We start from the raw sequence: 11,334 nt of genomic DNA, 5'->3' as shown, positions 1-11,334 counted from the left end.
CCTGTGAGGGGCCGCCCGAGATCGAGGCGGCCTGACGCAAGAGGGTTCGACGCGGAGGCGGTGCAGGTTACGAAATATATTTCGACGTCCGGAACGCGCGAACGTGTAACCTTTGGGCTGGTCGGCGCGAATGATGGAGGGCGTGGTCGACAGAGAAGCCGAGTTGAAGGGATTGATGGTGCGGGGCCTCGATGGCGACCCCGTGGCTTGGCGCGCCCTGTTGATGGAGATGCGCGGCGCCCTGACCCCCTTCTTCAAGCGTCGTCTGATCGGCCGAGAAGCGGACACGGAGGATCTCGTGCAGGACTGCCTGATCGCCATTCACGCCAAGCGGGCGACCTATGACCGGTCCCTGCCGTTCACCGCTTGGGCCTATGCGATCGCGCGCTACAAGTTGATCGATCACCTGCGTCGCCAGGGACGCCGGCACGACGTTCCGCTCGAGGACGCATCGGTTCTGCTGGCGGAGCATACGGTCGAGGACGGCGCGGTGCGTCGTGACCTGAGGCGTGTGTTGTCCATTCTGCCGATGCGTCAGCGACGCCTGATCGAGGATGTCCGCATTGGCGGCTACAGCCTGGCCGAGGCGGCGGCGCGAAATGGCTTCACCGAAGGCGCGGCCAAGGTCAGCGTTCACCGCTCCATGAAGACGCTGGTCGCCAGCGTGTCCGCCGATGAAGACTGACGATCTGATCGACGCCCTGGCCGTGGGGCTGGAGCCGGTGAAGCCGGCGCGCGCCAGTCTGCTGTTGCTGGCCGCCGCGACGGTTGCGGCGGTCGTCGGCGTGGTCGTGCTGCTGGGCGTCCGTCCGGATCTGGTCCAGGCCTTGGGCGGGTCGACGCCGTGGCTGAAGGGGCTCTATACCCTGACGCTGGCGGTCGCTGCCGTGCGCCTGGCGACGCGGTTGGGGCGGCCCGGCGTTGACGCTCGCCCGGCTGCTGCTGTCCTGTTCGCCGTCGTGGCGGTTGTGGCGGGGGCTGGCGCGATTGAATTGGCGCTGACAACTCCGGACCAACGGATGGTCGTATGGCTGGGGCGGACGTGGGACATATGCGGTCGCAACATCCTGCTGATCTCGGCGGTGACGGCTCCGTTTGTCTATCTGTCGGCCCGGGCTCTGGCGCCGACGCGGCCGTCGACGGCCGGGGCGGCGTTGGGCGTGATGACCGGCGCGGTGGCGGCGACGGCCTATGGCCTGTTGCACTGCCCTGAAGCCACGGTCGCCTTTGTCGCCACCTGGTACACCCTGGGCGTGGCCGCAGCCGGCGTGATCGGCGCGATCGTCGGCCGCTTCGCCCTTCGCTGGTGATTTGGCTGGTCTCCGCCCGGAGCTCAGTCGGCGCGGCGTGCTTTTGAGGATTTCATCGGCCGAGTCGTTGATCGCAGGAGCTCGGCGCCCAAGTGAGCCCAGGGCGTTGACCCAGGATGAACGCCTCGCGTACGAGGCGCACGCGAGGCGTATCCGGGATTTGGCGTCGCCAAAGCAGGAAGGTCGACGCGAGGCCCTGGAAACCGATGGTTCAATGCAGATCGGGCGGGAGCAGGGCCGACACCGGCACGCTCAAGACCCGGGAGGCCGTCAGCAGGGTTTCAGCGAAGACCTTGACCTTGCCGGCTTCGATTGCGCGAAGCCCTCGAACATCCAGTCCCAGGAGACTGGCGAGCCCTTCCTCAGTCAGGGCTGAAGCTTCGCGGATGTCCGAGATTCTACGACCGACGTAACTGTCGATTTCGTCCAGGGGTTCGACGTCGATCATGTCTGGCCCCTCCTCGGCGAACACAGCCCCATGCGATAGCGCTCAGGACACCGAAAAAGAGCAGGTAGGAAGTCGAGAGATAGGCCCTGCTCAGAATGTCCAGATTGAGCGCGTAGCCCACATGGGTCACCACTGTGATCAGTTGGAATGCGGCGGCCCAAGGGAGCCAGGGCCGGTCGTACCGCCAAGTCAGGACGACGAGGGCCGCAAGGCAGGTGGCGTCGACGACCATGATGCCCCATTGAGGGGCGTTGAGGTTGGACCAGTTCTGAACCAGCGGCGTCAGAAGGCTTCCTATCACGACCGCGGCCATGGCCAGGCGTTCCGGCAGACCCCCGCGGATCACGGCGAGAAGCGAAGTGATTACGAGAAGGGCCATGAGGCCGATCTGTACGGGGGTCTCGAGAAACTGCATGCCGTAGCATGGCGACCCTGGATGCCGTGAGCAAGACGGGCATGGTCAGGCGACCTGGCGCAGGCGGCCGGCCGTACGGACCTCGCCCGTTTCCGGCTTGCCGGTCATGGGGCCCATGAGCTCCACGTTGTGGCCCACCAGCCATGGTGCGGCTTCGGCAAGCGCATGGTGAGCGGTGACCAGTCGCCCACGCGCCTCCCCGAGCGCGCGGACGGCCTCGGTCGCGGCCGACATCGCATCAGCGCCGAGGACGGCGGACAGGCGATGATCAAGGCGGGCGTTGGTCAAAGTGTTGATGAGGTTGCTGGCGTCGCGAAGCGAGACGTCGGCGGAATCTTCGGCCTTGAACAGGGCGTCGGCGATGGTCTGGGCGAGCTGGCGTCGTTGCATGAGGGATCCTTGCCGCCGGACCGGGCCCGGCAGACGGAAAACAGGGAAACAGGAATAGGGTGGTTCGGGTCAGCGACCCGACAGAAGACGGTCGACGGCCGAGACGGCGAGTTGCAACTGAACCCCTCCGCCGAGCAGGGCGGACAGGATGGCGGTTGCGGTCGCGGCGATGACGATGATCGACATCATCCGCTTGAGGGGAGGTCGAACCTCTCCTGACCGGGTCTCTTCGGCGGACGATCGTTTCCGCAAGGGAGAACGAGTGCGATGCAGAAGATCTCGCGCATCAAGTCGAGCGGTGAAAGACTGCCGGCCGCCAGCCGTGTCATCGACAGCAGCTGGATCGCCTGATCCTTTTGCTCGTTCGTCGCCGCCAGCTCGTCGAATATCGCCTCTATTTCCTCCCAGGTGAGGGAGGGGAGACGTGCGAGCGGTTGCGGCATTCGCACCTCCTTTCGTGACGCCATCTGGGGCGTCGGCGATCAAGGAGGCTATGGGGAATGGCGCCTCTACGGCGCCGTTCCGTAGTAGATTTTGGTCAGCTGCTCTGAGCAGGCAGAAGGCGCGCCGCTCGGCGTCTGTTTGCGACGCCCGGCTTCCGACAGGCGTTCTCGGTGTGTTTGTCGATCGTCTTCGACGCGGGACCCTTGCCGACGGCGCAGATCCGACGGACGGGAAAAAGGGAAACAGGAACGGGTGATGGCGTGATCAGTAGCCCGACAGAAGACGATCGACGGCCTGGACGGCGAGTTGCAACTGAACCCCTCCGCCGAGCAGGGCGGCCATCACGATGGTTGCGGCCGCGGCGATGACGAAGATCGACATCAACCGCTTGAGAGGAGAGGGGAGCTCTCCGGACTGGGCCTCTTCGGCCGAGGATCGTTTCCGCAAGGGAGAACGAGCGCGATGCAGAAGATCTCGCGCATCAAGTCGAGCGGTGAAAGACTCCCGGCCGCCCGCCGCGTCATCGACAGCTCGTCGAACATCGCCTCCACTTCCTCCCAGGTCAGGGAGGGGAGACGTGCGAGCGCTTGCGGCATACGCACCTTCTTCCGTGACGCCATCTGCGGCGCCGGCGATCGGGGGAGCTGTGGGGAACGGCGGCCCTACGATGGCGTCCCGTAGGGGGACCGGGCTGGGAAGCCGGCCCTGAGTAAGGAGGCGCACGGCCTCGCGGCGATTCTGGACGCCCAGCTTCCGGCAGGCGTTCTCGACATGTTTGTCGATCGTCTTCGGCGCCTTGCCGGTGAGTTCGGCGATTTCCTTGGACTGGAAGCCCTGGCAGACCAGAGACATGCATTCCCGCTCGGCCGGGGTAAGGCGAAGCTCTGGAGTTGAGGAGCGTTGTGCAGGCATGGATCAGCCCGCTTTGCGAGCGTCCAGGGCCTGGGCCATCGCGCGCAGGCCTTGCCTCAGGCCTGCGTTGCTTGTTCCGAGACGCCCGACGATCAGCATCGGTCGAGCGATCGGGATGCGATTCTGATCGCGTTTGTACGTCTGGATCTGCTGGAAGCTGATGTCGATGAGGCGGGAAAGATGATGTTGCGAAAGGCCGACGGCCTCGCAACTGGCGCGAACACGCGCGCCGACTTCGACATCGATAGGGTATAGAGCCTCAGCCATATGCCTGATTTACAGTTGACGCCCGGGCTTGGCGAGAGGGATCGTCGAGGGCCAAGGAGGCATTTCCTTTGACCAGGGCATGACTTCAGGGCGGGCTCCAGACAACACGCGAGGGTCTCGACTATCGGCGCCGACGTCGTCGTCTGTCAGAACCAAAAAAGGCCGCCGGGCGAAAGCCGGCGGCCTTTCTGCTGTTCGGTTGGGACCGATCAGAACTTGAAGCTGGCCCTTAGCAGCAGGGTGTAGCGGACGTAGTCCTTGAGCAGCTCCGCGTCGCCGGTGATGGCCAGCATGCCGAGATCGTTGCCGACGTTCAGGCGGAAGCCGAGGATGGGGCCGCCGCCTTCGATGCTGGCCGGATCCAGGGTGAAGGCGTCGCCGCCCGAGGCGAAGCGGGCGATAGTCGTGCCGGCGTCCACCGAGAAGTTCTGACGCCAACCCAGCCGGACTTCCGGGCGAATCCAGCCGTTCTGACCGAAGCCGTAGCCGATGTTCACCGCCGCGACGCCGGAGAAGATGTGGCCGTCGCGGTCCTCGATCTTCAGGTCGAAGCCGTCGCCGCCGCCCTTCTCGGTGCGAGCGTCCTCGCTGAGCGAGAAGTACTCGCCGTAAATTTCAGGACGAACGTTCAGGCGACCGAAATTGCGTTCGTAGGAAGCGCCGCCGGCTGCGGCCAGAGTAAAGCCGTGCCAGTCGGATTCGTTCTTGAGGTTGACCCCTTCAGCGACCAGCTTGCGAGTCGCGTTGAAGGAGGCGTAGCCGCCGGCCGCACGGGCCCAGGTCGTCCAGTACTGGCCCTGGGCGCGCCAGTAGAGGCCCAGCTCCAGCAGGTTGGCCGAAAGAACTTCCTCCGCCGCGGCTTCAGGGTCTTCCAGATCGGATGAGGTGAAGGCCGCCGACAGACCCACGGCGCCCATGCTGGTGCCGCGCTCGACGCCGCCCGCGACGCCGAAGCCCTCGGAACGGAAACCGTAGGAGTCGGTCTTGTCCTTGTCGGCGTAGAAGTTGATTTCCTGCACCCAGGCGCTGGTCTCGCCGGGGGCGGCCGAGGCGTTGCGTCCGGTCAGGGCGCGGGTCACGGCGTCCACGCCGCTGGCCAGGGAGAGCAGGGGGCCGCCCGAGTGGTCGGGCAGCATCTGCTCATAGACATCGAAGAAACCGTCGCGATCCGTCTGGTTGAGGATGGCGTTGCGGATGGCTTCGTTCTGACCCAGGGCGCCGTAGATCGAGTCATAGGCGGCGGATTCGACGCCGATCATGCCGGCTTCCTCAGCCGTGCGTCGGCGAGCATCGACATAGATATCGCCCGCCGCCACGTCCGCGCCGGTCTTGACCACGAAGGCGTAGGGCGAGTTGGCCTGGAGCGCATCCGGATCGAGCGTACCCACGTTGAGGGTGTCGGCGTCGATGATGGTGAAGCGGGTCGGTCCCTGAATCAGGGAGTTGAAGCGCACGCCTAGATCGGCGCCCGTCGCAACGTTCGCCGCGCCATTGACCCGGAAACCGCCAGACGTGCTGTTCGAGGGGTCCAGCGTGACGATCAGGCCGCCGTCCGCGCCGATATCAAGGCCGCTAACGTTCAGTTGTCCGGTGTGTCGGGCGTCGAGGGTGCCCTTGGAAATATCGATATCCAGCAGGCCGTCGGCGCTGGACAGCTTGCCGGTGACCACAGCTCCGCCGGAAATGTTGAGCTTGTCCGCGCCGCCGCCGAAATTGATGTCGCCGTTGACGGTGCCGTTGCGAACATCGACGACATCAGCGCCAGCGCCGAAAAGCAGCTCTCCGCTGATGCGGGGCTCCTTGACGTCGGGGACGCCGTCGCCGTCTGCGTCAGGCAGTTTGGTGCCGGCTTCCACGACGCCGTCCTGAACGAAATGGACGCCGCTGGTGTTGGCGCTCAGGTCGACGGCGATGGCTCGCCCCTCGAGAGCGACATCGCTCGCCGGCGTGACGCCGGTGGCGATCATGCCGGTGTTGCGGAAGCTCGTGACGGTTCCTGATTCGTCACGGAATGCGACGGCGTCCGCCTTGGACCCGCCGACCGCCGCGGCGATCTGACCCGAGTTTTCAAAGGAGCCGAGTGACGCGCCCGACTTGATCAGAACGCCGGTGGCCGTGTGCTCTCCGGTCGATGAAGCGCCGGCCTGGATCGTACCGGAGTTGACCATGGCGGGCAGGGCGGCGCCGCTGCCGATCAGGACGGCGGTGCTGTCGGCGTTCAGTGCGTTGGTCGCGATGGTGCCCTGGTTGGACAAGCCGCCGTTAATGGTGACGCTCTGGCCCGTGCCTCCGATCTGGAGGCCGTGGGCGGCGACGCCGGAATACAGGCCCACGCCCTCAATGGACCCGCGGTTGATCAGGCCGTAGGCGTTGGCGCCCGAGCCGACTTCGCCGAGGGTCATGGCGTTGCTGGTTGAACCGATCAGAACCGCGGGAGCGCCGCCGAAGGCCTTGATGGCGGCGTTGGTTTCATTGGCGTCCGGCAGACCGTCGCCGTCGCGATCAGTGTCTTCGCGGTTCTTGACGCCGTCGCCGTCATCGTCCTCGTCGCCGTTCTTGACGCCGTCGCCGTCGTCGTCTCCCTCGATCCCGTTGGAGCCGTAGCTGGGCGCCACGTCGAAAACGACGCCGCCCGTCACATTGCCGGCGATACGGACGGCGGGGCCGCCCTGAAGCAGATCGTCGGCGTCTAGGTCCTCGAGGTAGAGAGCTTCGGGGTTCACGGTTCCCGTGGTCGGCTTCGAGGGCGGTACAGTCGTGTATCGATAGCCGGTCGAAGAGATGGCGCCCTGAATCTTCACAGCGCCCTGGACATTGCCGTCCAGCGCCACGCCGCTGGCGTTCGCGCCCTGGGCTGCGACCGAGCCGAGGATCGCGACATCGCCGGTCACCGGGCCGGTGACGCGAATGCCCGCGGAGTTGTCACCCAGAACATTGATGGTGCCGAAGCTGGTCAGCTTGCCCACCAGCGGGGCGTCGACCGTCAGGCCGCCAGAATTATTGCCCTCGACCTTGATGGCGGCTCCGCTCTCAATGAGAACATTTCCCGTCAGGGGGGCGGAACCCGTGATGCGCACGCCGTGGCGATCGACGCCTTCGGCGAAGGGACCGTCCAGATCCCCGTCCTTGTCGGTGTCCGTATATTCCGTGATGGAGTCGCTGATGGCGATCGTACCGCCGATCGTCACATTGGCGGTGTTGCCGCCCTGGACCAGGACGCCGGTCGATCCCGACGCGGACTTGTCCATGGTGATCGTCGAACCGCTGTCCATGTCGATGCTGTTGCTCGAATCAACAGTGACAGCCGCGCCGTTGGCGACCGTGATCGAACCGCCGCTGGCCATGCGGACATTGGAAGGGGCGGCGCCCGTAGCTGTCGAGGTCGAGATCGGCGTGGTGCGCGCCGTGGAAATCACGGTCTCCGACGTCGTTTGCGCCTGAGCGCCGGCGGCCGCCATCAAGGGGGCGATCGCTACTGCGGTCGCAAGCAGAATACGCATTAGATAGAAACCCCTCGTGGACACACGCGCAACGACGTCAGCCGTCCGTCTATCAGGCTCGGCGTCGCCATGCCCCAAGTTTCTCGAATTTGAGGCGATTGCAAGGCCCGGCGTAGGCAGGCCAGCATGAACGGTACATGAAGAACTCTGTTTGGAGGCCGAAGCAGCGGGTTCTTCAAAAGGACGCTTGAGCGAAGCCGTTTCCGGCGCTAGGGGCGATTCATGGTGAGTTCCAAACGCGCGCGTCGCATCCAAAGTCGGTCCAGCCGCGTTGCGGCGTCGAGATCCGGGGAGGCCGCCTCAATGACGATGAGCGATATTGATGTCCAGGAAGGCGAACTGCGCCTGATCCCCGGATTGGACGAGGAAGTCGCTGAAACACTTAGAATTCTGAAGGCCTCAACTGCCGATCCGCGCCCGAGACTGGTGGACACCACCATGCTGTTCGCGCCGCGATCAGGCGGGGTGAAACGCTATCTTCTGTCCAAGAAGGCCTGGCTGGAAGCGAACCGCCCCTCGGTGGCTCATTCGCTGGTGGTTCCGGGCGCCAAGCACAGGGCGGGCGCAGATGGAATCGTCCAGCTTCACGCCGCCAAGCTGCCGTTCGGGGACGGCTATCGCTGGCCCAGCTCTGTGCGGCGTTGGGGGGCCTGGGTAGCGTCGATGAACCCGGCCGTCATCGAGGCGGGGGACCCCTATACGCCGGGCCAGGGCGCGCTGGAGGCCGGGCAGCGTGCCGGGTGTCCGGTCGTCGGTTTCTGTCATTCGGACCCGGCGGGTCTGGCGGCCCTGCATTTCGGTGAATGGGCCAAGAAGCCGGTTGAAAAGCGCTGGGCCCGACTGTTTTCGCAGTTCGACCGCGTGGTCTCGCCCAGCCGCTTCATCGCGCGGCGGCTGGAAGAAGCTGGCGTCGGCGGCATCGTGATTCGCCCCTTGGGGGTCGAGGTCGACACCTTCAGGCCTGACCGTCGCGATCGTGACTGGCTACTGAAGAAGCTGGGCCTGGACGCTGACGCCCGTCTGCTGTGCTTCGCGGGCCGTCCGGCCAAGGAGAAGAACGTCGACGTCCTGATCGACGCGGTGCAGCGTCTGGGCGCGCCCTATCATCTGGTGCTGGTCGGCGCCGGAGCGGGGATGCCGCCGGAAGATCGGGTGATCTCTCTGCCCTATGAGAAGGACCCCAAGGCCGTGGCGCGGATCATCGCCAGCTGCGACGTCTTCGTTCACGCCAACGACAAGGAACCCTTCGGCCTGATCGTGCTGGAGGCGATGGCCTGCGGTCGGCCCGTGGTGGGCGTCAACGCCGGCGGCGTGGCCGAGACGGTCGATTCCAGCGTGGGCCAGCTGGCGGCGTCGGCCGATCCGGCGGACTACGCCGAGGCCATCGAGGCCCTGTTTGCACGCGACATCGAGGCGCTGGGCCAGGCGGCCCGTGTGAAGATGGTCGAGCAGTTCGCCTGGAACCGGGTCTTCGAGGATCTGTCGATGCTTTACGGCGAACTGAGCGGACGCCCGGAGTTCGTCATGCCGCAAGAGGTCGCGCCGCTTAACTAGCGGTGCGATGCTCTGCGCGCGCGACTGCGTGTGGCGGAGCGTTCTGACAATGTAATGAGAGAGACTGCGCCCCTTGGGGGCGGTGTGCGCCATTCCTTTCGCTGAAAGGAATGGCGCGAGTGACGGGGCTCGAACCCGCGACCTCCGGCGTGACAGGCCGGCACTCTAACCAACTGAGCTACACCCGCGTTTCCCGAACCGAAGCGCTGTGCGCCGCGGCGAGGGGCGTCGTTTAGGCGGGGCCGCCGCACACGTCAAGCGGCCCTGCTGTGGATAAGTGAAAATATCGCCAGACCTCCGTTACTTGGCGGCAGCGGCGGCCTGAGGCGGGGCTGCGGGACCGGCGATTCCGCCGTCCGTCGGCAGGTGCGAGGCGACGGCAGGCGGGGGCGGTTCGTAGTGGACGCCCACGCCCGGCCCCAGCGGCAGATCCAGCGCCACCCAGGTCGCCACCATGATCAGACCCGCGACCAGGAAGGCCCCGGCGTAGGGCAGCATGGTGGCCATCAGCGAGCCCAGGCCGAAACGCGGGTCCCAGCGCTGGGCGAAAGTCAGGATCAGCGGGAAGTAGCTCATCAGCGGGGTGGCGATGTTGGTGACGCTGTCGCCCATGCGATAGGCGGCGGTCGTCATCTCGGGGCTGATGCCCAGCAGCATGAACATGGGCACGACGATAGGGGCCAGGGCTGACCACTTGGCCGAGGCCGAGCCGATGAACAGGTCGAAGACGCAGGAGACCAGCACCACCACGATCAGCAGCAGCGGCGTGGGCAGGGCCAGTTCGCGCAGCGACGCGGCCGCGTTGACCGCCAGAATCGGCCCCAGGCCCGACCAGTTGAACATGGCCACGAAGTGGGCGGCGAAGAAGGCCAGGACGATATAGGGGGCTAACTGACTGATCCCCTCGCGCATCATCCGCACCAGGTCGTGGTGGCTCTTGATCGAGCCGGAGCCGACGCCGAAGGCTGCGCCCGCCCCAAAGAAGGTCAGGGCGAAGAAGGCGACCAGCGAGCGGTACAGGGGGTTGAAACGCTGGGCAGGCTCGGCGTCGGCGTCGACGAAGGGCGAGCCGGGCAGGAGGGTGACGAGGGTCCACAGCGCGATCATCGACAGGATGGTCAGGCCGGCAAAGATCAGGCCGCGCTTTTCCATCGCTGAAAGTGGCTGCTTTTCCTCGGCGGTGGCAGGCGCGGCGGAGGTAGGGACCCACGGCCCGAGGCGCGGCTCGATCACCCGGTCGGTCAGGAACCAGACGATGGGGGTGAAGACGAAGACGACGCCGACGATGAAGAACCAGTTGCCGGCGATGCTGACGGCGTAGGACGGATCGATCAGGTGGGCGGCCGGTTCGGTGATGCCCAGGATCAGGGCGTCGCTGGCGCCGGGGAAGAGGTTGCCCGCATATCCGCCCGAGACGGCGGCGAACCCGGCGGCCAGGCCGGCCAGAGGATGGCGGCCCGCAGCCGCGAAGATGACGGCCGCCAGCGGAATGACCACGACGTAGGAGGCGTCGGAGGCGTGGTGCGACACCATGCCGGTCACCACCACGATCGGCGTCAGGATGAATCGCGGGGCGTTCAGCAGGGCGCCGCGAATGGCGGTCGAGAACATGCCCGTCCGTTCCGCGACCGAGGCGCCGTAAATAATTGTGATCACGATCCCCAGCGGCGGAAAATCGGCCAGGGTGCGGGGCATGCCGATGAACAGCCGCTCCAGATTGGCGGGCGACAACAGGCTCTCGGCCTGCAGCACGTCGCCGGTCACCGGGTTGACCGCTGACCAGCCCAGACCGGCCCCGACCAAGCTGAGCACGATCAGGCCCAGGATCAGCCACAGAAAGAGAAATACGGGATCGGGCAGGCGATTGCCGACGCGTTCGATGGTGTTCAGCAAGCGGGCTGCCAGGCTCATGCTGTGACCTTGATTACAGAGGTATGGGAAAGTCGCCATTTACGCGTATCGCCGGTGCAACTGGCAACGTCGGGGGCTGCGGCAAAACGCGCACAAGCTTGCGAACCATTCTCAACAAAAAACCTTTGCCGACATGGGTTTGAACCTGTCGAAGGTTGGGTCTAAGAAGCCCCGAATCCGCCC

General features: G+C 65.6%; 9 protein-coding genes and 1 tRNA gene. 3 read left to right on the top strand and 7 right to left on the bottom strand.

The window, feature by feature from the left end; genetic code table 11:
• Positions 1-142 precede the first annotated feature (142 nt).
• Both IFE19_RS09335 and IFE19_RS09330 read left to right on the top strand, forming a co-directional pair.
• The gene (locus IFE19_RS09335) at positions 143-685 is read left to right on the top strand and encodes a sigma-70 family RNA polymerase sigma factor (protein WP_207821689.1); all 543 of its coding nucleotides are present in this window, start codon (positions 143-145) and stop codon (positions 683-685) included.
• Positions 675-1,310, top strand: a complete 636-nt coding sequence (locus IFE19_RS09330; RefSeq protein ID WP_207821687.1) for an NrsF family protein — start codon at positions 675-677, stop codon at positions 1,308-1,310. The genes IFE19_RS09335 and IFE19_RS09330 overlap by 11 nt, the downstream gene beginning before the upstream one ends.
• Before the next feature lie 211 nt (positions 1,311-1,521).
• On the opposite strand, the gene IFE19_RS09325 is transcribed toward IFE19_RS09330, so the two are convergent.
• From IFE19_RS09325 to IFE19_RS09305, 5 genes are all read right to left on the bottom strand, one after another.
• Positions 1,522-1,758: a helix-turn-helix domain-containing protein gene (locus IFE19_RS09325; RefSeq protein WP_207821685.1), complete on the bottom strand. Its 237-nt coding sequence runs from the start codon at positions 1,756-1,758 to the stop codon at positions 1,522-1,524.
• Positions 1,759-2,218: 460 nt separating this feature from the next.
• The gene (locus tag IFE19_RS09320; RefSeq protein WP_207821683.1) at positions 2,219-2,563 is read right to left on the bottom strand and encodes a hypothetical protein; all 345 of its coding nucleotides are present in this window, start codon (positions 2,561-2,563) and stop codon (positions 2,219-2,221) included.
• A 185-nt stretch (positions 2,564-2,748) separates the two neighbouring features.
• Positions 2,749-3,006, bottom strand: coding sequence for a hypothetical protein (locus IFE19_RS09315; RefSeq protein WP_207821681.1), 258 nt, complete (start codon positions 3,004-3,006; stop codon positions 2,749-2,751).
• A gap of 265 nt (positions 3,007-3,271) precedes the next feature.
• On the bottom strand, positions 3,272-3,859 hold the full coding sequence (locus IFE19_RS09310) for a helix-turn-helix domain-containing protein (protein ID WP_207821679.1): 588 nt from the start codon (positions 3,857-3,859) through the stop codon (positions 3,272-3,274).
• 536 nt (positions 3,860-4,395) lie between these two features.
• Positions 4,396-7,686, bottom strand: a complete 3,291-nt coding sequence (locus IFE19_RS09305; protein ID WP_207821677.1) for an autotransporter outer membrane beta-barrel domain-containing protein — start codon at positions 7,684-7,686, stop codon at positions 4,396-4,398.
• A 303-nt stretch (positions 7,687-7,989) separates the two neighbouring features.
• Between IFE19_RS09305 and IFE19_RS09300 the strand changes: the two genes are divergently transcribed.
• A complete protein-coding gene (locus tag IFE19_RS09300) occupies positions 7,990-9,240 on the top strand; it encodes a glycosyltransferase (RefSeq protein ID WP_207821675.1) in 1,251 nt (416 codons plus the stop codon).
• A 111-nt stretch (positions 9,241-9,351) separates the two neighbouring features.
• Here IFE19_RS09300 and IFE19_RS09295 read toward each other — a convergent pair.
• Both IFE19_RS09295 and IFE19_RS09290 read right to left on the bottom strand, forming a co-directional pair.
• A tRNA-Asp gene (locus IFE19_RS09295) sits at positions 9,352-9,428 on the bottom strand.
• A gap of 112 nt (positions 9,429-9,540) precedes the next feature.
• Positions 9,541-11,151, bottom strand: a complete 1,611-nt coding sequence (locus IFE19_RS09290; protein WP_207821673.1) for an AbgT family transporter — start codon at positions 11,149-11,151, stop codon at positions 9,541-9,543.
• Between the last annotated feature and the right edge of the window lie 183 nt (positions 11,152-11,334).

Source organism: Brevundimonas pondensis (assembly GCF_017487345.1).
Lineage (GTDB): Bacteria > Pseudomonadota > Alphaproteobacteria > Caulobacterales > Caulobacteraceae > Brevundimonas > Brevundimonas pondensis.
Note: the sequence above shows the minus strand (reverse complement) of the source record. Positions and strands in the feature narration are given on the sequence as shown.